Genomic DNA, 22,965 nt, shown 5'->3' with positions numbered 1-22,965 from the left:
ATTGTTAATTACAGTCTGTAACTATTGCTTTACGGATTATGGTGCTGTGCAATAGTGAGAGTAAAGCACGCACCACCTAACTGGGTGCTTTTACTTACTTTAACGCTGCCATGATGCCAATCAGCTACTTTGGTAACAATGGCTAAGCCAAGGCCATAACTCTTATCGGCTCTGTTACGGTGATCTTCCTCTCTAAAAAATGGGCTAAATACGTTATTAAAGTTTTCTTGTGCGATACCAGGGCCGTCATCTTCTACCGTTATTATAAGCTGTTGCTCGTGTAACTTTGCACTGAGGTAAATATGTTGGTTTGCAAAATCACATGCGTTAGTTAATAAGTTAGTAATTGCACGAGCCAGCCAGTGAAGATCTGCATTGATTATTTTATCTGTACTATTGAGTTGTACGTTGAGCATTTGCATTTCAAGTTTTGGTGCAAGTTGAACTAAAATATCTTCAAGGTAGGATTTAATATTGGTTGATGAATAGGTTAGTTTATTCGCGTTTTGCTCTAATGTAGCAAATGCTAAATAGCTACTAAGCATCGATTCCATATGATCTAAATCGTTCTCCATACGAGTTAAATACTGTTTTACTTTTTGCTCATCATGGCTATCTAATGCCGCATCTAAACCAAATCGCAGGCACGCGATAGGGGTGCGGATGTCGTGAGACAAGCTTGAGGCCATTAGTTTGTTTTCGGCGACAAGTTTCTCTATTTGGCTAGCCATGCGGTTAAAAGTAAGTTCTACATCTTTTATATAGGTAAAGTGCGATACCTTTATTCGGGCTTGAACATTACCAGAGGCAAACTTTTTAGCGGCTTCATTTAAGACAGTTAGCCGTTTAGCTAAGGGCGCGATAATAAACCCCATAAATACACATAGGCCTGCGTAAAATAGTAGAGTTAATATAATGTCGTTATGCTGCTCGCTATCAAAAATTTTATCTAAACGCATTGATAAGTGAAAAGGATTTAAAACGTCGCTACTATAAAGCATATAAAAGCCTTGCTGATCCTCTAAAATCAGCCCACCTGGCGTGTGCATTTGTAATAATAAAGAAGGTGGTAAAGCGAGTGACTCATTTGGCTTGTAGTCAATTAAAACATCAAACTCTCGGGCTAGTTGTTTTACATAATCGCTGCGCTCAGATGTAGGTATGTTAGCTAACTGCTTATTAAAACCCATGATCATTTTACTTTGCTGACTAAACTCATCTTGTGGGGTATGCGCTTGTTGACTAAAAGCATCAATAAGCCAGCCCAATACCACAATAGATAAAAGTGCACTGCCTAGAAGCGATATATAAAACTTTTTCATTTATTTATTCATCGCTCTATTACCACGCGGTAGAAACAAGTAAATATCCACGGCCCCAAATAGTTTTAATTTTTTCGGGGTTTTGTGGATCATCATTAAATTTTTTACGAAGTGCAGAAATAAGTACATCAACACTTCTATCAAGCCCGTCGTACTCTCTACCTTTCGTCGCTTTAAATACGGCATCGCGTGAGACAACTTGACCTGCATTGCTCGCTAGGTAGTGTAATAATAGATATTCGGCGCTTGATATGTTTATATCTTGCTCGTTAAGGGTCACATTTCTAGATTCGGTATTAATACTAAGTGCACCAACTTGAATAACGCTTTGGCTAACCTGTGGCTTATTTGGCTCATTGTTTTGACGCAGTGCTGCTTTTATGCGCGCTAGCAATGCACGCGGACGCACCGGTTTCATTATGTAGTCGCTTGCGCCAACTTCTAAACCAATAACTTCATCCATCTCTTCATCGCGTGCGGTGAGCATTATAATAGGCGAATTATAAAAGCTACGAAGCTCTCTACATACGCTGATACCATCTTGCCCCGGGAGCATAATATCAAGGAGCACAATATTTGGGTTTAACGTTTTGACCTTGCTAACAACTTCGTCACCACGATGACAAACATGCGTTGTATAGCCTTGCTCTGTTAAATATTCAGCAACCCATTGCGCTAGTGATGCATCGTCTTCAACAAGTAAAATAGTGCCGTAGTTATCCATAAAATATCCCTAATGCAATTGGTATTAAAATAGTCGCCAGCGGCGTTTTTTTTGTCTGTTTTGATAAACCCACTGTAGTTTTACTTCTGCTGTACTGATGACTTTGGATGTATTGCTATCAAATAGTTCAAATGAAATGCTTTGCTGTGAGTCAAAAGCATAATTAAAAGTACCACTTTGTTGCTTTAGCCAACATTGCATAATGTACTTTGAAGTTGCATCGCGTAGGCAGTAATTACCAATGATAGGCTGCTCCCACGTAAGTGTAACATCGGCATAGCAATTACGCCCTTCGCGCAGTGCAACGCAAGTGTCGGGTAGTGCTATGAGTGCTTCAGGGGGGTCCTGCGCTTTAACAGTAAAGGTACTGGGAAAGATCAGTAATACCCAGATCCATCTAAAATACATAACGTAGGCCTACCTTGGCTTTATGTTGATATCCTTGGGAAATAATTGGACTGTCGTCAATTTCTTTTGAAAACCATGTAGTAAGCCAACCGGATAAAAACACCCAATCTTGGCTTATTGGATATTCAGCATGGAACTCAAAGATGATACTAGTACTGGCATTGCTGCTATAAATCGGGCGAAGGCTGGTGGCTTCATCGCTATCAATGCCAAAGTAATAATTGGTAAAGTCAGCAGAGTAGGCGCTTAAACCAACACCAGATCTAAACTCCCAGTTTCGCCATGGCAAAATGTGGCTAAAAAAGCTATTTATAACCCAGCCATTATGGGCACCAGATACGTCATGAAGATATTCAAAGGAGAATTGTGAGTTTTCAAATCGGCGCGAGAGCCTAAGACCAACATCAAAATCGTAATTACGTTTTTTAATACCTTGGAGTTCTTTTATAACACCGTGGTTATAAAACCCGAGGCCTTTTTCGTCAAACCCGGCTTGAGTATTTGTGCCAAGTATATCTAAGCCCCAATCAAATTTATCTATAAGACTGTAACCAATTACAAGGCCACCGCTGAGTTGATTGTGGTCAAAATCAAGATAAAATTTATCGTAAGAAACAGCAAGACTTAAATCAAGCTCAACGCCTTTATCGTAAGATTCGATACCGATTAGGTAGGAATCTTCAATATAAAAGCCCGCACCAGCACTCCAGTCCCAGGCAAAGCCTTGGGTTGGTTCTAACGTATTGTCTGCATAATAGCGATTACTTGCCATACTTGTGGTGCTAAAAATAAAGCAAAAAAGCAATGTTATGCTCACTAAAGTATGGTTAAGCAAAGTGTTTCTCATCCCTATAGGGCCTAATTATTATTTGTTATTAAGCGTAGTATATTGTTAATTCGTTCCTTTAATCTGTAAAAAAATGTAGTAAGTGTTAGGTCTGTTGAACTTTCAAGGTTAAATTTGCAGCAGTCTGTTTGGTATTTAGGCAAGGCAGAGCCTATGCAGTGTGGCTATTCCCCATAAATGGGCGATAACGTAGCATTAATGCCAAACAGGCGCTGCCCAAAGGGTTCTTCCTAGGGGCTATTTACTCTTTGTTGCTCGGTTTTTACTTATTCTTACATGGATGTAAGCCAGTAGGGTAACGCAGGAGCCGTTACCGAGCCCACTAGGTTACAAACCTCGCGCCGCGATTAAATAGCCCCTAGTTTGAACAAATTTTAATCCGTAAAGATCAACAGACCCTAATTTACTGAACTTTAATTTTATCGATTAATATACTGCTTAAGTAAAACTGCATCATAGGCGTTAATGCGCTTACTTCTGTTCTGTTACATGGACCACTAAGCTTGGCAAGGCTAGATAACTTTGACAACGTTTTGTACTGAGGAATTTGAATGTCTTTTCCAAGTCTTTCCATGCGGGCTTCATCAGTATTTTGCTGATGGACAAAAGCGACAACCTCAAGCTCATTAGTTATTTTTTGCTCTTCGGTGAAACTATAAACTAGCGGCTCACGATGAAAACTTGCACTATCAATAGAAGATTTAGCAAACCAAACAACATCACCCGATGCTTTGTGTGTGAGGCGCATACTTACTTGTGCAAATATTGCAGCACATTCCTGAGTTGGGTATTGCTGAGCAATATCTGAATATAATGTAAAAGGGTTCTCAGGTTGCTTTATTGCGTACTTAACATCGTCAGTGAAAGTTAAATCAAGTTGCTGAATAGTTAGTGTGTAGTCGCTGTTATTTTTAGTGGTTACTTTTAGCTGTTTATCGTTAAGTGCTTGGCTAATTTGCGATAAAAGTTTATCGGTGACACTTGCCTTATCGGTAATAATTTTTACTGTTTGGTTTCTAACTACCTTATGTGCAGGAAGTTGAACGGATTTAACTTTTGGGGATGAGTGTTCTGTGGTGTACTCAAGCTGGTAGGTCTGACTTTTTAATGTTGGCTTTAATGGCATAGCCAGTGGCTCGGCCGGCTGCTTTGTAAGAGTACAACCAGTTGATAATATAACAAAAAGTGACACAACTAAAAAACGCATAAGTACTAAACACTCGCTTAAAACCAAATAATCGTCGTATTGTACGTTAGTCCAAACAAAACTTCATGATATTATCTACATAGATGTAGTTAAAAAGATAAAATTTATAAAAATGAAGTATCTCAAATCTTTATTGTATAGCCTACCTGCTTTGTGTTTGTTGTTTAGCTCTGTGAGTTTTGCAGCAAAAGCAGATCCTGATTGGGACGCATTTGTAAAAAAGTACGGCCGTTATGCGCAAAAAAAACTGAAAAATAAAGGTATACCAGGCGCTGCACTTTCGATTGTAAGTACAAATAACTCAGACTACATACATACTATGGGTGTAACTAAAACCCGAAATGGACAAAAAGTAAATAAGCATACCCGGTTTAGGCTCGCGTCTGTTTCTAAAACATTTGCAGGCTCGTTATCTGCTAAATTAGCCAATGAGGGTTTACTTAAATTAGATAAAGCTGTTAGCGATTACATAACTGAGTTCAAAGGGACTGTTTATCAAGATGATTTAAAAGTATTTCACCTTCTAAGTCATGCAAGTGGGTTAGTGCCTAATGCGTACGATAATTTGATAGAGTCTCGTATGGATTACCCCAGTATTGTTGAAAAATTACTTAGTGTTAAACCTATTTGCAAACCAGGCGAATGTTATGGTTATCAAAATGTTATGTTTAGCCTTATAGGTAATGTGATATTACAAAGCAGCGGTAAAAGTTACGCGCAGTGGTTACGAGAAACTATTTTTGCGCCTTTAAAAATGAGTGATGCCAGCTTAGGTTTTGAATCTATGGTTCAGGATGAAAATTACGCATTACCACACGTGCGCGGTACAAAACGTTGGTATAGCGCTAAGCTTAAAAAAAATTATTATAAAGTGGGACCTGCAGCGGGTGTAAACGCAAGTGCAAGTGACATGGCCATTTGGTTAAAAGCCCAGCTAGGGCAATACCCAGATGTTTTGTCATTGGATACTCTAGCAAAGCAAACGCGTCCTTATACACATACAAAAAAAGAAATGCATCGCAGGGTGTGGAAAAAACACCTTAATGAGGCTTATTACGGACTAGGTTGGCGGGTTTATAATTACGCTGATGAAACGCTTTACTATCATAGTGGCTGGGTGCAAGGATATAGAAGCGATGTGGTTGTGTTTCCCCACTTAAATGTTGGTTTTAGTTTAATCGTTAATGCTGAAACCGGCGTAATAAATGAATTAACAACTGAATTTATCGACAGGCTATTAGAATACAAACGAGGTAAAAAAATATGAATAAAATAATATTAGCAATCACTTTTTTAGCCTTGTCATTTAATTGTAGTTTGGCATTTGCCGCACCTGACGAGGTATATTTGTTTCGTCATAGCGAAAAGTTAACGGGGAAAAACCCAGCGCTCTCAGAAGAGGGGAAGGCACGTGCAAATAATTTAGTTACTTTGTTTAAAGAACATCAAAATATACATCTTTTTAGCAGCAACTATAAACGCACGTTGCAAACAGCCGCACCTTTGCAGGCACATTTTAATACCAAATTAAATGTGTATAACGCAGGTGAGCTAGGTGATTTAAAAAATGAGTTACTCAAACTAAAGGGTGTAGTTGTTGTTATTGGGCACAGTAATACGACGCCGCAACTGGCTGAACTACTCTCCAATGAAAAAGTGCCAGCTATGAGTGAGACACAATTTACTCAGTATTTTATATTGCATAATAAGCCCAGAAGTAATGGCACTGATTATGATGTAACGCACCATACAATGAGCTTTTAAATTAAAAAGTGTTATATAACAAAAAACCAGCATTAAGCTGGTTTTTTAATTTAAACGTACTAAATCCTTTAAATAGGATTAATTAGTTACGTGGTAAATGTATTTTTTTCTCAACACTTTGACGATAAAGCACAATAGTGTGACCTATCGTTTGTAGCTTAGTCGCACCAGTTTCACGTACGATTGCTTCAAAAATAAGTGCTTTTGTTTCACGATCATCAGTTGGAACTTTAACTTTGATTAATTCGTGAATTTCTAATGCACTTTGAATTTCGACTACTACGCCTTCGGTTAAACCGTTAGAACCTAGTAAAACTACAGGCTTGAGGCTATGTGCCTGACCTTTTAAAAACTGCTTTTGTTTGTTTGATAATGTCATGTTTATACAAATTTTGCTGAATATGGCTTGAATTAAGGGTATTCTAACGCCATCTAGAGAATATTACTAATTAGTTGCGTGTTAATTTATGACAAATAAAAAACAGTCAGCCAGTTCACAGCGATGGCTGAAAGAACATTTTGATGATAAATATGTTCAAGAAGCGCAAAAAAAAGGCTGGCGTTCCCGAGCGGTTTTTAAATTAGATGAAGTACAAAATAGAGATAAGTTACTTCGCCCTGGTATGACCGTTGTTGATTTAGGAGCAGCTCCAGGAAGCTGGTCACAATATTTGGCAGAAAAAGTAGGTGACAAAGGTCAAGTAATTGCCTGTGACATATTACCTATGGACTCACTTGCGGGTGTTGACTTTTTACAAGGCGACTTTCGTGAAGAAGCTGTGTTAAATGCGTTGCTAAAACGTATTGATGGTAAAAATGTTGATGTGGTACTCTCTGACATGGCACCAAATATGAGTGGTAATAACTCAGTAGATCAAGCGGGTAGTATGTATTTGGTAGAACTTGCGCTGGATATGTGTAGTCAAGTACTAAAGAAAAATGGCGCATTTATTGTTAAGGTTTTCCAAGGTGAAGGCTTTGATCAATACTTGCAAGATGTACGTAATAGTTTTAAAGCAGTGAAAATACGCAAACCTGATGCCTCACGTGCCCGTTCTCGGGAAGTATATATAGTAGCGACTGGATACAAACTGTAGTACAGTTGCTTGGCGTTTAGTTGAATTTAAATTAATTGGATACAAGAGGTTAACCCCTTGAGCGATATGGCGAAAAATTTAATACTATGGCTGGTGATTGCAGTTGTGCTGATGTCAGTCTTTCAGAGCTTTAATGGTGGCGAGCAAGTTGATCGTCAAACAAGTTACACTCAATTTGTTAAAGATGTCCGCAGTGGCTCTTTACAAGAAGTTATTATCGACCGCGGTACAGGAAATATTACTGGTACTAAGAGCAGTGGTGAGCGTTTTCAAACAACGATGCCAATGTACGATGAAGACTTAATAAATGATTTACTTAAAAATGATGTAAATGTGAAGGGTGTACAACCTGAAGAACAATCATTCTTAGCAAGTATATTTATTTCTTGGTTCCCGATGATACTGCTTATAGGTGTATGGATATTCTTCATGCGTCAAATGCAAGGCGGCGGCGGTAAAGGCGCTATGTCATTTGGTAAGAGTAAAGCTCGCTTAATGAGTGAAGATCAAATTAAAACAACGTTTGCAGATGTTGCTGGTTGTGATGAAGCGAAAGAAGATGTTACCGAATTGGTAGACTTTTTACGTGACCCTTCTAAGTTTCAAAAGCTTGGCGGTAGTATTCCTAAAGGCGTACTAATGGTTGGTCCTCCTGGTACTGGTAAAACGTTACTTGCAAAGGCTGTTGCGGGTGAAGCGAAAGTACCGTTTTTTACAATTTCTGGTTCAGATTTTGTTGAAATGTTTGTCGGTGTGGGTGCGTCACGTGTACGTGATATGTTTGAACAAGCTAAAAAAGCGGCACCTTGTATTATCTTTATAGATGAGATTGATGCGGTTGGTCGTAAACGTGGCGCAGGTATGGGCGGCGGTAACGATGAACGAGAGCAAACACTTAACCAAATGCTAGTAGAAATGGATGGTTTTGGTGGTAACGAAGGTATTATCGTTATTGCGGCAACTAACCGACCAGATGTTCTAGATCCTGCATTACTTCGTCCAGGTCGTTTTGACCGCCAAGTAGAAGTTGGTTTACCTGATATACGTGGTCGTGAGCAAATACTTAAAGTACACATGCGTAAAGTGCCATTAGGCGATAACGTAGAAGCGGCTCTTATAGCACGTGGAACACCTGGTTTTTCTGGCGCTGATTTAGCGAACTTAGTAAACGAAGCTGCACTTTATGCTGCACGTGGTAATAAACGTGTTGTAAGCATGGCTGAATTTGATGCTGCTAAAGATAAAATCATGATGGGCGCAGAGCGCAAAACCATGGTGATGAGCGAGCAAGAAAAAGAAATGACAGCATATCACGAAGCAGGCCACGCAATTGTGGGCCGTATGGTTCCTGAGCATGATCCAGTTTACAAAGTATCTATTATTCCACGTGGCCGTGCGCTAGGTGTAACAATGTACTTGCCTGAACAAGACCGTGTTAGTCATTCAAAAGAGCTTTTAGAATCAATGATTTCAAGCCTTTATGGTGGCCGTATTGCTGAAGCGCTTATTTATGGTGCTGACAAAGTAACAACGGGTGCAAGTAACGATATTGAGCGCGCAACCGATATTGCACGTAAAATGGTTACACATTGGGGTTTAAGTGAAAAGCTAGGTCCATTGCTTTACGCTGAAGATCAAAACGAGATGTATATGGGTGGTGGCGGAAGCCGTGCATCTAGTATGTCGGATGATACTGCTAAAGTAATTGATGCTGAAGTACGCTTGTTTTCAGATCGTAACTACCAAAGAGCAGAAGAAATATTAAAAGAAAATATTGATATTCTTCACTCAATGAAAGACGCGTTAATGAAATACGAAACAATCGACGCTAAGCAAATTGATGATTTAATGGCGCGCCAACCAGTGCGTGAGCCGCGTGATGCACATGACCGCCATGAAGCTAAGCCGGTAAAAGAGCAAGAGCCTCAAGAGCCAGTGCTTGATGAAAGTCAAAAAGCGGATGATTCATCAAAAAAAGATGAAACAAACCTTGATGATAAAGCTGAATAATCGTTAAAATAGCTAGTCAAAGCCCCGAACTTCGGGGCTTTTTTGTATCAGCTATTTAGAAAAAGAATAAAGGTTGGCAATGACTAATATATTAAAGCTTCCCAGAGGACGTACGCTCAATATTGAAAAGCCTGTTATTATGGGAATATTGAATGTAACGCCTGACTCATTTTCTGACGGCGGGCAGTTTTTAGACCCCAAAATAGCGCTAAAGCGCGCAATGCAATTGTTAGAGGATGGTGCGCAAATTTTAGATATTGGGGGGGAGTCTACCCGCCCCGGCGCGCCAGATGTGAGTTTAAAAGATGAACTTGCCCGAGTAATTCCTGCTATTAAAGCGATACGTGAGTACAGTGATTGCGTTATTTCAATTGATACTAGTAAAGCGCAAGTTATGGAGCAAGCAATACTCGCTGGGGCAGATATAGTCAATGATGTAAGAGCTCTACAAGAAATAAACGCCTTAGAAACGGTTGCGCAGTATGAAGATGTAGCAATTTGTTTAATGCATATGCAAGGGCAACCTCGCAGCATGCAGTGCGCACCTCATTACGACAATCTGTTTGCAGATATAAATATGTTTTTTAGTGAACGTATTAAAGCATGTGAAACAGCAGGGATTAAGTTTGAGCGACTTATTCTAGACCCTGGTTTTGGATTTGGAAAAACACTTAGCCATAACTATCAAATATTGGCTAAGTTTGATGATTTTAATAAGTTAGGTTTGCCATTATTGGCCGGATTATCTCGTAAGTCGATGATAGGTAATCTATTAAATAGAGAAACAAATGAGCGATTAGCGGGCAGCTTAGCGGGTGCGTTAATCGCGGCGCAAAATGGCGCAAAAATTATTCGTGTACATGACGTTAAAGAAACCGCAGACGTACTTGGTGTATATCAAGCCTGCGAGAAAGGAATTGCATAATGAAAGAAAGAAAATATTTTGGTACTGATGGCGTACGTGGTTTAGTAGGTACAGCTCCTATCAATCCTGAGTTTGCAATGAAGTTGGGTTGGGCAGCAGGACGCGTATTATCTCAAAGTGGTACTAAAAAAGTCATTATAGGTAAAGATACGCGTATTTCTGGCTACATGCTTGAAACCGCACTTGAGGCTGGTTTAATTGCCGCTGGTATTGATGTTGTATTACTGGGTCCAATGCCGACACCTGCAGTTGCGTATTTAGCGCAAACATTTCGTGCAGAGGCAGGCATAGTAATTAGTGCCTCACATAACCCTTATTATGATAACGGTATTAAGTTTTTCAATGGGCAGGGTCTAAAGCTTGACGATGAAGTAGAGCTTCAAATTGAAGCGATGCTTGATGAGCAAATGACCTGTGTTGCTTCAGATAAATTAGGTAAAGCTTCGCGTTTAGTTAGTGCAGACGGCCGTTATATAGAGTTTTGTAAGAGCCAGTTCCCCCAAGGTTTGTCTTTAGAAGGGCTTAAAATTGTTGTCGATTGCGCAAATGGCGCTACATACCATATAGCTCCTTCTGTCATGCGCGAACTTGGCGCTGAAGTTATAACCCATGCATGTGAGCCTAATGGCGTTAATATAAATCATGAATGTGGCGCTACTCATGTAGATACTCTTAAACGCAAAGTGCTTGAATTTAAAGCTGACGTAGGTATTGCATACGATGGGGATGGCGATCGTGTAATGATGGTTGATCATAATGGTCGTGTATTTGATGGTGACGATTTAGTTTATATTATTGCTTGCCAAGCTGCCGAAGATGATATGTTGGGTGGAGGTGTAGTTGGCACTGTAATGTCTAACATGGGTCTTGAAAATGCTTTAAAAGCGAAAGGTATCGAGTTTGCTCGCAGTAAAGTGGGTGACCGCTATGTAATGGAATTACTACAGCAAAAAGGCTGGAAAATTGGCGGTGAAAGCTCAGGCCATGTATTAAATTTAGATTTAATTAGCACGGGTGATGGCATTATATCAAGTTTGCAAGTACTTGCAGCTATGGTTGCACAAAACCGTACACTACAAGATTTGGGTGCTGGTTTTACTAAATATCCAATGAAAATGATTAACGTGCGCTATACCGCTGGAACAGATCCGACAAAAGCGGCAGAGGTACTTTCAGCTGTAGCAGAAGTTGAGCTTGCTTTAGGCGACAAAGGCCGAGTTTTACTTCGCAAATCAGGTACTGAACCTGTGGTTCGTGTTATGGTTGAAGCCGAGCAAGAAAAAATTGTAATAGACAGCGCTCAAAAAATTGCAGCTGTTGTAGAATCTATGAGCAAACAGACTGATTAATAACAATAACCTCTTGTAACTTTGGGCGAGAAAAGTTAATATCTCGCCCGCTTTCTAATGTGGAGTGGAAAATGGCAATACGCAAGGCGATGGTCGCAGGCAACTGGAAAATGAATGGTTCGTTAGAGCTAGTTAAACAAATGTCTGATGCTATTAACGATGTAAAATCACAAGAGATGGACATTGTTTTATTTCCTCCATTCCCACTTGTACCAGCGATGATAGCTAGTGGTGTTTCTACAGGCGCTCAAACTGTTTCTGAAAATACACCTGGTGCGTTTACCGGTGAAGTAGATGGACAGCTTCTAAAAGATTTAGGTGCAACTTACGTACTCGTTGGTCACTCTGAACGCCGCAGTATTTATAACGAAAGTAATGAAACTGTCGCTGAAAAGTTTGCTAGAGCACAAGAAGTTGGGTTAACACCAATTTTATGTGTTGGCGAAAGTGAAAGTGAGCAAGAAAACGGTCAAACCGAACAAGTAGTTGCTGCACAAATTGATGCAGTAATTGAAAAATTAGGTGTAGCAGCACTGAAAGATTCTGTGATAGCATACGAGCCCGTTTGGGCCATAGGCACAGGTAAGACTGCATCGCCAGAGCAGGCACAAACTGTTCATAAATTTATCCGTGATAAAATTGCTGCACTTGATAGCACTTTAGCACAAGGGCTTTCCATCTTATATGGTGGTAGCGTTAATGAAAAAAATAGCGAATTATTATTTGCACAAACAGATATAGATGGCGGCTTAATTGGCGGCGCAAGTCTAAAAGCAGAATCTTTTACTGCAATCTGTAACAGTGCAAAAGGGACTGTATAAGATGTACGAAATTTTATTAGTAGTTTATTTAGTTGTGGCTTTAGCTCTAGTTGGAATGGTTTTAATTCAACAAGGTAAAGGCGCAGATATGGGTTCTTCATTTGGCGCTGGTGCATCAGGCACGGTTTTTGGTTCGTCAGGTGCTGGTAACTTTATGACAAAAACAACCACAAGCTTAGCAACAGTATTTTTTGTTTTAAGCATTGTGCTAGGTAACCTAACTGCAGGTCAAATTAAAAAGACTGACGAGTGGGAAAACCTAGAAGCAGCTCCTGCAGTGGAAACTGTAGTTCCTGTTGAAGAAGATGTTCCGGTAACATCTACGAAAGAGCAAAGCTCTGACGTACCGAACTAATTTAGCGTAATGTTATCGTTAAACGATTTATACTCCTCAAATAAATCATATGTTTAACAAATAAGCGAAAGCTTAAAAATGCGGATGTGGTGGAATTGGTAGACACGCCACCTTGAGGGGGTGGTGCTTTCGGGCGTGGGGGTTCAAGTCCCCCCATCCGCACCAAATTTAGAAACCAGTAACAGAAATGTTACTGGTTTTTTTGTGCCTGTGATTTAAATTGAATGTTATTTGTACTTTCTTTTTTTAAAGGGCAATTAGTTATGTAGAATTTTTAATTATTTGTAAAAAAAACTAGAAATATTACAAATTTAGTTAACACTTATGAGTAATAAGCCGATAATAGATTTAGACAATAAAATAAGGTATTCACAATGGCTTCAGGCTTCTCTTTTCAAAATCTCAGCATAAGTAAAAAAATACATGCGATTACGAGTATTGCTGTCGTTGCATTTTTAGTGATTGTTCTGAACAACTATTTTGCTATGAATGATAATAGAATTGCACTTGATGAAATGGAAAATTCATCCTACAAAGTTGTTAAGTTAACATCAGCTAATGTTGGCATTTTAGAAAAACTGGACGAACTTTACACCCAAGCAGTAACATTTGGTGAGCAAGATTTAGTCGAGAAAGCATCTGACACATACAAGCAACTTGAATTGAATATTATTGCGATAGAAAAAATAAATGCCTCTTACATTCACAGTGACACTAAAGAGCAGCTCGCAAATTACGAAAAAATATCAGCGACTATCGCAAATGGCATGGTAAATGGAACAGCAGATTTTAGTAAAATTCAACAACAAGCACAGAGGAAAACAGCGCTTTATAACGATGTCTTAGAAAAGTTTAAGGCAGCACAAGTCAAAGCTGACGATCGTTTTTTTGAACTTGTTGCAAGCACAAAGGACCGCTCTGATTACGCCCTTACGTTAATGTTAGTTGTTTCTATTGTATCGCTTATTTTATTGCTCTTTATGGCTATTTGGATAGCTAAGCGAATTGCTTCTTCGGCAAGTGATGCGGCAAATAATTTAAGCTTATTAGCAAGCGGTAAAGGCTCGCTAAGCACTAAATTGACAGTTAACTCTGAAGATGAAATAGGTCAAGTATCTATAAACTTCAACTCTTTTATTGGCATATTGAAAAAAACGGTGTTAGAAATTATCGCGGTTTGCGAACCGTTAATGGAAAACTCTACTCGCTTAGTGCAAGGGATGGAACAAGCGGAGCGTGCAACGACTAAACAAACCACTGATGCTGAGATTGTAAAGCAATCGATGGAAGAGATGAAACAGAGTGTAGGAGATATATCTCAATCAGCTGCAAGTGCTTCTCATGCAGCGCAAACGGCTGAGAAAGAAGTTGAGCAAAGTCGAACTCAAGTACAAACATCAGTAACCGCTTCTCGTACGTTAAGTGATGAGATTAATCACGCTGCTACAACTATCAATAAATTAGCAGACGATACAAAAAATGTGTCGCAAATATTAAATGTTATTACATCAATAGCGGAGCAAACAAATTTACTAGCACTTAACGCTGCCATTGAGGCTGCCCGTGCTGGCGAGCATGGCCGAGGCTTTGCTGTTGTTGCTGATGAAGTTAGAGAGCTTGCATCGCGAACTGCTCACTCTACAAATGAGATTAGAGAGCTGTTGACTACTTTAACTGAAGCGGCTAACGAATCAGTTACTGCAATGACGACTGCAAGAGATATGGCTACAGATAATGCAACTGCAGCAGAAAAAACAGGTATTTCTATAGAGAAAATTGCAGAACAAATGTTAGAAATAAATGGAATGAACTCACAAATTGCTGCTGCCACAGAAGAGCAAACATCAGTTGCTGCTATGGTTGTAGAAAACGTGACAAACATGCACGTATCATTTGAAGATACAATGGACTCGCTAACAGCTGTGAGGGATGTAGCTAAAAACCTTCATTACCTTTCAGATAACCTATTAGATGCCACAGCTAAATTTAAAATTGAGTAATGTAATTACACCAATTCGCAGTAATGCTTATTCATTTTGAGAGGGCAGGTCAGACGCTAGCTGCGTTAAAATTTCTTATTTAGAATACTAAATAAGAAATTTTTTGCCTTGCTATCGACACCGTTTTTCTCCTTCAAAATATCTCACTTAATTGAGCGAATTGTTATTAAAGTTAAGTTATAAAAAAACCACCGATTAGGTGGTTTTTTTTTATTTAATAATAGCAATTAAAAGGTAGCAATCACTTTAACTTTATCAGTTGCTTTACTGCTATCTATATAGCCGATTGAATCACCATTAGCGGCAACAAAGTCAATGACAGCTTGATCTGAATCAAACTTTTCAGGCGGTGTTCCTTTACCTGTAAAAACAAGTTTTGACCAATAGGCATTTAATTGGCTGCTCGATTTGCCTACCACTTTAGAATTGAATTCATCAGCAATAGCGGTACCGTTTTGAGTTGCTGGGTTGACCTTATTGCCGTTATCAAACGACTTGGCCTTTCCTAAGTAAATTTTCTTAATAGTCTCTGCATCAAGTGCATTTGCATTACTAGGATTTACAATTACTGCAACTTCAGCCAAAGCACCGAAAGAACATAATGAAAGCGCACTAGCTAGGATTAATTTTTTCATATTCCGCTCCAATTAAAATACTAAATCAACACCAACGGCGACTATATCCGTTTCAGTGTCAGTGATGTCATCATCAAATCGACTGAAGTCAATTTTAAATGCAGCTGAAGGGTGGAAGTCATAACGTGCGCCAATTGTGTATACGTTACTCTCTGCACGCATGCTCTCGAGCGCAAAGTTCACAGTAGTATTTAATAAAGGAATTGATTCAAGAGTATTAAAACGTGACGAATCATGCTTATCATCATTTTTTTCATAGGTGAAGTGAACAATAACATCATCTATACGATAACCCGCAGAGGCATAGTATTGTGATTGTTCAGCCAAAATACTTCCCTCTACTTCAAACTGTGTATATTCAGCATCAAATAAGAAGTTATCATAGTCAATAGAGAAGCCAATACCAACAAAAGTTGTTTCATCTTCGTCAGTAATCAGATCATTTACTGTACTGGTTAAACCGTTAGTATTGAGTACATCAATAATTCCATTTAAGGCACTTAAGTTACTTGAGTCACTGCTATCAATAGAAATGCTAGTGTCGGCCACAATATATGCAGCTCGTGCACTGAACCAGTCGTATGATAGGCTCCAGTTTATACCGCCTAAATTATTTAACTCAGCAGGTAAGCTATCTCCAAATACATCTATATCGCCATCAAAAGCGCCGTAAAACCCTTGCAAAGTAGAGTCCCAATCTCCTAATTGATTGTTGTAAACAACACTCAAGCCTTCATAAGTCGAAAATGGGATACCGTATACTGAGCGAGGTGGACGTACCCAGCGATAAGCATAGCCAACATCCAAGAAATCTGAGTATTTATAGAAGGGAACACGCATTTTACCAGCGCTAAATTGCAGTTCATCGCTGTATTCATAAGTAACATATGCCCATTCGAATGTGGCGTCAAAGTCGTCCTCTCCACGCGCAATAATTTGAGCCGTAGCCGTTAGCTTCTCTTGAAGATCAGCAGATAGTTGTAAAGCGAACTTACTCTCATTTTTAAATGAGATATCGTCGTCATATCCGTATAAGGTTTGATCACTGTCTAGGCTTTTACCACCCACGATAGATGCAAAACCATTAATACGTACTTCAGCGCTTGCATAGCTAGATGCAAGTACAGCACATACAGCTACTGCTACAGATAGCTTTTTCATATGTATTTCCTATTTGTTATTTAGATGTTGATTTCAATAGGATTATAGAAGTGATAGTGTTTTTTATCTAATAAATTTAGGGAGTTAATAAAAATAAATTTAGTAACGGCTTTTTAATTTTGTAACATATATATTTTATGTATGTATTAAAAGCAGAATAGTATGATTTTATTAGAATAAATTTTAAATCTAGTTAATAAGGCTTTTTTAAAGTGGCGGGAATATTATAACTAAATTTTCTTTTTACGTTCTTTGGTTAAGGAGTTAGAACGAATGTTGCTGGTAATTACAATGGCTATTATCAAGTTTGCTTAATCGGTTTTTAACTATTAATCTTATTTAAGTTTTTTTGACACCAAAGCAATGCTTGTTGCTTGTTTTTTACAGCGATTTTTTGATACACCTTGTGTAAATGTACACGAACTGTAGCTTCACTGATAAATAAAGTGTCTGCAATTGCGCTTGAATGTAAGCCAGAAAATAATAAGTTTAATACTTTCATTTCTTTGCAGGTTAAGTTATTTGATTGCAGCGTAGTTTGTTGTTCACTCGCTAGCATTTGTCTCATCCAACCATCAGTTACCGCACGTGGAAACCAAAGTTTTCCTTGTTCTATTGCTTCTAATCCTTGCTGCAGTAGTACTTCGTCAGTGCCTTCATAAAACAAACCTTTTAAATTAGGCCACTCTTTTAATGCCAAAACATCACCGTCTTTGGGCACGTCAAAAATAACGAGGCCTTGATGACCGTTTTTTAGCATAAACTGATTTATAAGTTCATGGTTTGTAATAACATTTAAAGCTTGATAATTAACAAGTAGGACGTTGAAGTCAGCTGCAACACAAAAAAGTGACGTGTAATTTGGGCTGGTGAAGCATGTGGGGCTTTTATTGGCTGTATTTTCAATATTCATAATATTCTATCCATAGACTACATTTTAGCACTATATTCTTATTTTTAGTTAATTTCAATGATTGCTGAATGTGTTTTAGCTCTTTTTTTATACACTTAAGTACATGTATAAGTATATTTTATGCGCTTTTTAAAATGGTATTTATGCGATTTTTTGTTTTAAAACAGTTTATTACTGAGGTAAATATCAAAGGGGTTTATTTATGATAATTCATTTAAAGCTAACAATGCTTAAATTACTGTCATTTTCTATGAATTTATTTAAATAATTTTATACATTTATTCACAATAATGTCATATAATACCTGTCCAGAGGAAAGATGCTATTTAGCGTCTTTTTTTATGCCTAAAATTTATATTATCAATATAAAAGCATAACAAAAATCACACGGTATCCTTTGGAGAATATTTTGAAACTACGCACACTCTCACAGTTAAGCCTAGCAATTGTCGCTGCACTATCTACCTCAGTAAATGCTGAAGAAGCCAAAACAACAGCAAAACAAGACGCGTTTGAAAAAATCGAGGTCACAGCTCGTAAACGTACAGAGAGCTTATTTGAATCTCCAACCGCTATCACATCAATTGGGGCGAACCTAATTGATAAAGCCAATATGAGTAATCTTGAAGATATTGGTAAATATGTTCCAAACTTAAACATCACCCGTTACGGTGTTGGTAATGCAGCACATGCGTCTGTGTTCATTCGTGGTATTGGTCTGCAAGATCACATAATAACTACTGATCCAGGTGTAGGCGTATACTTAGATGGCGTTTATTTAGGTCGTCAAATGGGTTCTAATTTATCATTACCTAATGTTGAGCGTGTTGAAGTGCTTCGTGGTCCACAAGGTACTTTATATGGCCGTAATACGTTAGGTGGCGCTGTAAATGTAATTACAAAGCAACCTGGTGATGAAGGTATTGTAACTACTTCAGCTAAGCTGGGAAGTCGTGGACGTATTGCTGGTGATGTTTATTTTAATAACTCACTAAACGATGAACTAAGCATGTCTGCGAGTGCATCTTACAAAACACGTGATGGTGTTGGTGAAGCTGTTAATTTAGCAAATCCAGAGAAAGAAATTGGTGAGGAAGAAGAATTTAGTGGTCGTGTAGCCCTTAAATGGCAAGCGAACAGCGATTTAGCATTCACTTTTGCTTTAGATGGAGTTGATAACGAGTCAGGTCAATCGCCTTACACAATTGAATTAACTGACCCGCTAGATGCAAACGATGTGTTTAATGGCGACTTCCCATTATTGACTCAAGATTTAATTCCATCAGACCCTGATGATTTAGGCACAACCGTTGCTGGTATTGAATCAACTTCTTACTCAGGTTGGGGCACATCGTTCTCGGCTGATTGGGCAATTAACGATACTTATACTACCAAGTTTATCTCAAGCTACCGTACATCTGAGTATGAAGGTGGCCTAGATGACGATGCATCACCTTTAAACTTATCTGAGTTTCCAGAAGAGGGCGGAGCTGATCAGTACTCGTTTGAAATTCAACTAAATGCAACATTTGATAATATGGACTTTGTGTCAGGCCTTTACTTTTTTAATGAAGATGGCTTTACACGTTCAGGCCCATTTGTATTCAGCCCATTTAATACACCCAATGGCTTATTGAATGACGGAGTAACAGAATCATTTGGTGGTTACGGCGATTTTGAAATTAACCAAGAAACTAATTCTTACGCAGCCTACTTTAATGCAAGCTACGATTTAACTGACGATTTAACGGTAGGTGGTGGCCTTCGTTATTCAAAAGATGAAAAAGATGCAAATGCTATATTCCCATCATTTCCTACTCGTAAGTATGTAAGTGCAGATTTTGATGCAGTTACGTGGGATGTAAATGCATCTTATCAGCTTAGCAATAATATGAATGTGTATGGCCAAATTCAAAAAGGCTACCAAACAGGTGGTTTTCCACCGCGCCCATTTGGTGGACCAGACCAGTTTGTATCATTTGACGAAACGAAAGCGGTTAACTACGAAATGGGTCTAAAAGGCCAAGTACACGAAAATGTATCTATGATGCTTGCGGTATTTGTGACTGATTACACTGATTTAGCATTACCGTTTTCAGACCCAACAGCAGGTGGCGGTTTCGTAACAATTGTAGAAAATGCGGGTCAGTCTAAAGCACAAGGTATTGAGCTTGAAACAACCGTCGCTATTACTGATGATTTTACTATTCGCAGTGCAGTTGGTTATTTAGATTCTGAAATAACAGAAGTGGCTGAGGGTGTACAAGGTATAGGTAAAGGCGATTCACCAGCACTTACACCACGCTGGACTGTCATGGTTGCACCTTCTTACTTTATGGATTTAGAGAGCGGCGCAACACTTGCGTTTAATGCTAATTATTCGTACCGAAGCGAAATGCAAGGGCAATCAGTTTATAACCAAAGTGAGACCATTGACTCTCGTGAACTAGTTGGTTTTAATATTTCCTACACTAATCCATATGGCGATATGGAAGTTACACTGTATGGTGAAAACGTTCTAAACGAAGTTTACGATGTTGGTCGTCTACAACAATCAGGTTTTGTTGGCGTAATGCGCAGTAATGATCGAAGTGAATTTGGTTTGAAATTCAAAAAAGATTTTGAGCTATAAACAAAAATCAAGTAAATGTAATTGAAGTTTATTTTGCATAATAAAGGCCGAATCATGCTGTGATTCGGCCTTTGTGTATTCAATAGTAAGGTTATTATTTGCATCGTTTAAATTCCTAATTTTAATTGCTGATTTAAAACAATCCACATCCCCATTTTTGAGTCTTTGTATTAACTAAAATGCGCCTTTTTAGTTTGTGTAAAGGCTAGGTTGTTCGCTACAATGGCGCCTCTTAATTGCCAAACGGACTCTGTAATGAAAATTCTTGCCGATCAAAATATGCCTTTAGTTGAGCAGTACTTTGCAGACTTTGGTGAGGTTGAGCGTTTTGATGGTCGTAAATTAACGCCTGAACAATTAATAGATGTAGATGTTCTTCTTACTCGTTCGGTGACAAATGTTAATCATGAACTTTTGGTACAAGCTAACAAGTTGAGCTTTGTAGGTACTGCCACAATCGGCATTGACCATATTGATACGCAATTACTGCATGATAGAAATATTGCTTTTACAAGTGCACCTGGTTGTAATGCTGTTGCTGTAGCTGAATATGTAATTAGTAGCTTATTTGCATTAAGCCAAGAAAATGCGCGTCCATTGTGTGCTCAAACAATTGGTATTGTAGGGATGGGCAACATTGGTACATGTTTGGCGCAAAAATTAAAAGCATTAAACGTAGTTGTACTGCTGTGCGATCCGATTAAGCACGAACAAGGCTTATTACAAGAGCATGTAGCGCTTGATGAGTTATTAGCGCAGTCAGATGCTGTTACTTTTCACGTTCCCCTTGTTAAAAGTGGCGAGCATAAAACACTGCACATGATGGGTAAAGAGCGTTTAAAAGCACTTAAGCCAGGAACCACGCTAATTAATGCAAGCCGTGGCGATGTAATTGATAACCAAGCATTGCTTGAGGTAATGGAAGCTGGGGCTGATTTAGATTTAGTACTTGATGTATGGGAGAAAGAACCCAATATTTTAACTGAATTACTAGAGCATGTTCGTTACGCTAGTGTGCATATTGCAGGGCATACACTTGAGGGGAAAGCTCGTGGTACACAAATGTTGTATCAAAAACTGTGTCAGCTCAAAGGTGTTGAGGCGATTAAATCGTTGGATGATTTTTTACCAACACCAGCCGTTACAAATGCAACTGTTACGCAAAGCCTTAATGAGCAAGATATTGCTCGTTTAGTGCATTTAATTTATGACGTTCGCCGCGATGACGGAATATTACTTCGCCGCCTAGAGAGCGACGGCTTTGATAGTTTACGTAAAAACTATCCTATAAGGCGAGAATTTAGCACCTTATTTCTACAAGGTGATAGCCCACAACTAGCAGCACTTAGCCAGCTTGGCTTTAGCATAGCTGAATAATTATTTAACTAACGATGTTGTTTTAATGTCGTTTATAGAGGAAGAAATATGTCGCAAAAATATAACGTTGCCGTACTTGGCGCTACTGGTTTAGTAGGCCGTCAAATCATTGAAACGCTAGCAGATCGTAAGTTTCCTGTTGATCAGCTTTTTTTACTTGCTAGCAGCCGCAGCGCAGGTGAAGATATAAAGTTTCGTGGTGAGACCATTGAAGTACTTGACGTTGAAGGCTTTGACTTTAGCCAAGCGCATATAGGTTTGTTTTCTGCTGGTGGCAGTGTATCTGAAAAATATGCTCCTATTGCTGCTGATGCCGGCTGTATTGTAATCGATAATACATCGCACTTTAGAAATGATTTTGAAATCCCACTCGTGGTGCCAGAAGTTAATGCTTCAAGCCTAGCTGATTTTAGAAATCGTAATATTATTGCTAACCCTAACTGTTCAACTATTCAGATGATGTTAGCACTTAAACCAATTTATGATGCTTACGGAATAGACCGTATTAACGTATCTACATACCAAGCTGTATCGGGTGCAGGTAAAGACGCGGTTGATGAACTTGCAAAGCAAACAGCTAATTTGATGAATGCACGCCCTATGGATAATAAAGTATTTCCAAAGCAAATTGCATTTAACGTTATTCCTCAAATTGATAGCTTTGAAGATAATGGCTATACGCGCGAAGAAATGAAAATGGTAAACGAGACTCATAAAATTTTGGGTGATACCACTATTGCAGTGAACCCAACGTGTGTACGTGTTCCCGTATTTTTTGGGCACTCAGAATCAATTAATATTGAAACGCGCATGCCTTATGACTTTGAACACGTTAAGCAACTTTTAAAAGATGCGCCTGGTGTCGAGCTAATTGATGATGAAGGTGACTACCCAACAGCAGTGTCTGACGCTAGTGGTAACGATACTGTGTATATAGGTCGATTACGTGCTGATATTTCTCATCCTCATGGACTAAACATGTGGGTTGTAAGTGACAACACTCGTAAAGGTGCTGCAACTAATAGCATTCAAATTGCAGAAGAGCTTATTGCCAATTACATGTAATAGTTAATTGCGCTAAACATGCTTTTAAAGCGGTAAACAGTAGTTGTTTGCCGCTTTTTGTTTATATGGCTTGTCAAATTTTTGCCGTTTAATTTTAAAAATACAAAAACTGATTGATAACACTCAATAAATTAATATTTATAAAGATGTTTTAAGGCATTTATTTTCAAGGTGTTGCGATGGATATTACGCTCTAACTGGTTTATAGTTTGTAATTGGAATAGAGCTTGCAATAAAAATAGATTGTAATAATAAATGCGAGTCAGTCATTTGGCTGATAATAGCAATAATAAACAATATTTATGCACTTAAGTTTTAGGTGTTTTATTAATATTTAAATATTAAAGGATCAG

Annotated in this window: 21 protein-coding genes and 1 tRNA gene; 13 read left to right on the top strand and 9 right to left on the bottom strand. The window is 38.6% G+C overall.

What is annotated here, in order from left to right; translation table 11 throughout:
* Positions 1–29: 29 nt before the first annotated feature.
* The 5 genes from QT16_RS00670 to QT16_RS20830 form a co-directional block, all read right to left on the bottom strand.
* The gene (locus QT16_RS00670; RefSeq protein ID WP_004335747.1) at positions 30–1,322 is read right to left on the bottom strand and encodes a sensor histidine kinase; all 1,293 of its coding nucleotides are present in this window, start codon (positions 1,320–1,322) and stop codon (positions 30–32) included.
* Positions 1,323–1,341: 19 nt separating this feature from the next.
* The gene (locus QT16_RS00665) at positions 1,342–2,046 is read right to left on the bottom strand and encodes a response regulator (protein WP_039484510.1); all 705 of its coding nucleotides are present in this window, start codon (positions 2,044–2,046) and stop codon (positions 1,342–1,344) included.
* Between the two features lie 24 nt (positions 2,047–2,070).
* Positions 2,071–2,454, bottom strand: a complete 384-nt coding sequence (locus QT16_RS00660) for a DUF3019 domain-containing protein (protein WP_024597091.1) — start codon at positions 2,452–2,454, stop codon at positions 2,071–2,073.
* Positions 2,444–3,301 carry a MipA/OmpV family protein gene (locus QT16_RS00655; protein WP_039484502.1) on the bottom strand — a complete coding sequence of 286 codons (858 nt, stop codon included), beginning with the start codon at positions 3,299–3,301 and terminating at the stop codon, positions 2,444–2,446. Before QT16_RS00655 ends, QT16_RS00660 begins: the two co-directional genes overlap by 11 nt.
* A 403-nt stretch (positions 3,302–3,704) precedes the next feature.
* Positions 3,705–4,508, bottom strand: coding sequence for a hypothetical protein (locus tag QT16_RS20830; protein ID WP_002963149.1), 804 nt, complete (start codon positions 4,506–4,508; stop codon positions 3,705–3,707).
* A 112-nt stretch (positions 4,509–4,620) separates the two neighbouring features.
* On the opposite strand from QT16_RS20830, the gene QT16_RS00645 reads away from it, so the two are divergent.
* Both QT16_RS00645 and QT16_RS00640 read left to right on the top strand, forming a co-directional pair.
* Positions 4,621–5,775 carry a serine hydrolase domain-containing protein gene (locus tag QT16_RS00645; RefSeq protein WP_039484498.1) on the top strand — a complete coding sequence of 385 codons (1,155 nt, stop codon included), beginning with the start codon at positions 4,621–4,623 and terminating at the stop codon, positions 5,773–5,775.
* Entirely contained in the window at positions 5,772–6,272 is a 501-nt protein-coding gene (locus tag QT16_RS00640; protein WP_002963152.1) for a SixA phosphatase family protein, read from the top strand. The genes QT16_RS00645 and QT16_RS00640 overlap by 4 nt, the downstream gene beginning before the upstream one ends.
* 82 nt (positions 6,273–6,354) lie before the next feature.
* Here QT16_RS00640 and yhbY read toward each other — a convergent pair whose 3' ends face one another.
* The gene (gene yhbY, locus QT16_RS00635) at positions 6,355–6,651 is read right to left on the bottom strand and encodes a ribosome assembly RNA-binding protein YhbY (RefSeq protein WP_002963153.1); all 297 of its coding nucleotides are present in this window, start codon (positions 6,649–6,651) and stop codon (positions 6,355–6,357) included.
* A gap of 88 nt (positions 6,652–6,739) precedes the next feature.
* Here yhbY and rlmE point away from each other — a divergent pair, with 88 nt between their 5' ends.
* The 8 genes from rlmE (at position 6,740) to QT16_RS00595 (ending at position 14,829) form a co-directional block, all read left to right on the top strand.
* Entirely contained in the window at positions 6,740–7,369 is a 630-nt protein-coding gene (gene rlmE / locus QT16_RS00630) for a 23S rRNA (uridine(2552)-2'-O)-methyltransferase RlmE (protein ID WP_002963155.1), read from the top strand.
* 57 nt (positions 7,370–7,426) lie between these two features.
* A complete protein-coding gene (gene ftsH, locus QT16_RS00625) occupies positions 7,427–9,379 on the top strand; it encodes an ATP-dependent zinc metalloprotease FtsH (protein WP_182672334.1) in 1,953 nt (650 codons plus the stop codon).
* Between the two features lie 79 nt (positions 9,380–9,458).
* Positions 9,459–10,304, top strand: a complete 846-nt coding sequence (gene folP, locus QT16_RS00620; RefSeq protein WP_039484489.1) for a dihydropteroate synthase — start codon at positions 9,459–9,461, stop codon at positions 10,302–10,304.
* Positions 10,304–11,653: a phosphoglucosamine mutase gene (glmM, locus tag QT16_RS00615; protein ID WP_039484485.1), complete on the top strand. Its 1,350-nt coding sequence runs from the start codon at positions 10,304–10,306 to the stop codon at positions 11,651–11,653. The genes folP and glmM overlap by 1 nt, the downstream gene beginning before the upstream one ends.
* Before the next feature lie 71 nt (positions 11,654–11,724).
* Positions 11,725–12,474, top strand: coding sequence for a triose-phosphate isomerase (gene tpiA / locus QT16_RS00610; RefSeq protein ID WP_039484482.1), 750 nt, complete (start codon positions 11,725–11,727; stop codon positions 12,472–12,474).
* Position 12,475: 1 nt separating this feature from the next.
* Positions 12,476–12,829, top strand: a complete 354-nt coding sequence (secG, locus tag QT16_RS00605) for a preprotein translocase subunit SecG (RefSeq protein ID WP_002962769.1) — start codon at positions 12,476–12,478, stop codon at positions 12,827–12,829.
* An 80-nt stretch (positions 12,830–12,909) separates the two neighbouring features.
* A tRNA-Leu gene (locus tag QT16_RS00600) sits at positions 12,910–12,994 on the top strand.
* Between the two features lie 209 nt (positions 12,995–13,203).
* Positions 13,204–14,829 carry a methyl-accepting chemotaxis protein gene (locus QT16_RS00595; RefSeq protein WP_039484478.1) on the top strand — a complete coding sequence of 542 codons (1,626 nt, stop codon included), beginning with the start codon at positions 13,204–13,206 and terminating at the stop codon, positions 14,827–14,829.
* Positions 14,830–15,056: 227 nt separating this feature from the next.
* Here the strand turns inward: QT16_RS00595 and QT16_RS00590 are convergent, their stop codons facing one another.
* From QT16_RS00590 to QT16_RS00580, 3 genes are all read right to left on the bottom strand, one after another.
* Complete coding sequence (locus QT16_RS00590) at positions 15,057–15,464, bottom strand: type 2 periplasmic-binding domain-containing protein (RefSeq protein ID WP_039484474.1); 408 nt, start codon at positions 15,462–15,464, stop codon at positions 15,057–15,059.
* A 12-nt stretch (positions 15,465–15,476) separates the two neighbouring features.
* Positions 15,477–16,625: a porin gene (locus tag QT16_RS00585; RefSeq protein ID WP_039484471.1), complete on the bottom strand. Its 1,149-nt coding sequence runs from the start codon at positions 16,623–16,625 to the stop codon at positions 15,477–15,479.
* 322 nt (positions 16,626–16,947) lie between these two features.
* Positions 16,948–17,538 carry a LuxR C-terminal-related transcriptional regulator gene (locus tag QT16_RS00580; RefSeq protein WP_039484468.1) on the bottom strand — a complete coding sequence of 197 codons (591 nt, stop codon included), beginning with the start codon at positions 17,536–17,538 and terminating at the stop codon, positions 16,948–16,950.
* 409 nt (positions 17,539–17,947) lie between these two features.
* Between QT16_RS00580 and QT16_RS00575 the strand changes: the two genes are divergently transcribed.
* The 3 genes from QT16_RS00575 to QT16_RS00565 all read left to right on the top strand — a co-directional run bounded on the left by QT16_RS00575 (position 17,948) and on the right by QT16_RS00565 (position 22,612).
* Positions 17,948–20,170 (top strand): TonB-dependent receptor, encoded by a 2,223-nt coding sequence (locus QT16_RS00575; RefSeq protein WP_039484465.1) that lies wholly within the window; start codon positions 17,948–17,950, stop codon positions 20,168–20,170.
* 255 nt (positions 20,171–20,425) lie between these two features.
* On the top strand, positions 20,426–21,547 hold the full coding sequence (locus tag QT16_RS00570; protein ID WP_039484462.1) for a 4-phosphoerythronate dehydrogenase: 1,122 nt from the start codon (positions 20,426–20,428) through the stop codon (positions 21,545–21,547).
* Positions 21,548–21,595: 48 nt separating this feature from the next.
* Positions 21,596–22,612, top strand: a complete 1,017-nt coding sequence (locus tag QT16_RS00565) for an aspartate-semialdehyde dehydrogenase (RefSeq protein WP_002962779.1) — start codon at positions 21,596–21,598, stop codon at positions 22,610–22,612.
* Positions 22,613–22,965 lie beyond the last annotated feature (353 nt).

This window comes from Pseudoalteromonas distincta, assembly GCF_000814675.1.
GTDB lineage: Bacteria > Pseudomonadota > Gammaproteobacteria > Enterobacterales > Alteromonadaceae > Pseudoalteromonas > Pseudoalteromonas distincta.
Note: the sequence above shows the minus strand (reverse complement) of the source record. Positions and strands in the feature narration are given on the sequence as shown.

Coding starts and splice junctions, on each gene's coding strand:
- QT16_RS00670 (WP_004335747.1), bottom strand. CDS start 1,322: ATGAAAAAGTTTTATATATCGCTTCTAGGCAGTGCACTTTTATCTATT.
- QT16_RS00665 (WP_039484510.1), bottom strand. CDS start 2,046: ATGGATAACTACGGCACTATTTTACTTGTTGAAGACGATGCATCACTA.
- QT16_RS00660 (WP_024597091.1), bottom strand. CDS start 2,454: ATGTATTTTAGATGGATCTGGGTATTACTGATCTTTCCCAGTACCTTT.
- QT16_RS00655 (WP_039484502.1), bottom strand. CDS start 3,301: ATGAGAAACACTTTGCTTAACCATACTTTAGTGAGCATAACATTGCTT.
- QT16_RS20830 (WP_002963149.1), bottom strand. CDS start 4,508: ATGCGTTTTTTAGTTGTGTCACTTTTTGTTATATTATCAACTGGTTGT.
- QT16_RS00645 (WP_039484498.1), top strand. CDS start 4,621: ATGAAGTATCTCAAATCTTTATTGTATAGCCTACCTGCTTTGTGTTTG.
- QT16_RS00640 (WP_002963152.1), top strand. CDS start 5,772: ATGAATAAAATAATATTAGCAATCACTTTTTTAGCCTTGTCATTTAAT.
- yhbY (WP_002963153.1), bottom strand. CDS start 6,651: ATGACATTATCAAACAAACAAAAGCAGTTTTTAAAAGGTCAGGCACAT.
- rlmE (WP_002963155.1), top strand. CDS start 6,740: ATGACAAATAAAAAACAGTCAGCCAGTTCACAGCGATGGCTGAAAGAA.
- folP (WP_039484489.1), top strand. CDS start 9,459: ATGACTAATATATTAAAGCTTCCCAGAGGACGTACGCTCAATATTGAA.
- glmM (WP_039484485.1), top strand. CDS start 10,304: ATGAAAGAAAGAAAATATTTTGGTACTGATGGCGTACGTGGTTTAGTA.
- tpiA (WP_039484482.1), top strand. CDS start 11,725: ATGGCAATACGCAAGGCGATGGTCGCAGGCAACTGGAAAATGAATGGT.
- secG (WP_002962769.1), top strand. CDS start 12,476: ATGTACGAAATTTTATTAGTAGTTTATTTAGTTGTGGCTTTAGCTCTA.
- QT16_RS00595 (WP_039484478.1), top strand. CDS start 13,204: ATGGCTTCAGGCTTCTCTTTTCAAAATCTCAGCATAAGTAAAAAAATA.
- QT16_RS00590 (WP_039484474.1), bottom strand. CDS start 15,464: ATGAAAAAATTAATCCTAGCTAGTGCGCTTTCATTATGTTCTTTCGGT.
- QT16_RS00585 (WP_039484471.1), bottom strand. CDS start 16,625: ATGAAAAAGCTATCTGTAGCAGTAGCTGTATGTGCTGTACTTGCATCT.
- QT16_RS00580 (WP_039484468.1), bottom strand. CDS start 17,538: ATGAATATTGAAAATACAGCCAATAAAAGCCCCACATGCTTCACCAGC.
- QT16_RS00570 (WP_039484462.1), top strand. CDS start 20,426: ATGAAAATTCTTGCCGATCAAAATATGCCTTTAGTTGAGCAGTACTTT.
- QT16_RS00565 (WP_002962779.1), top strand. CDS start 21,596: ATGTCGCAAAAATATAACGTTGCCGTACTTGGCGCTACTGGTTTAGTA.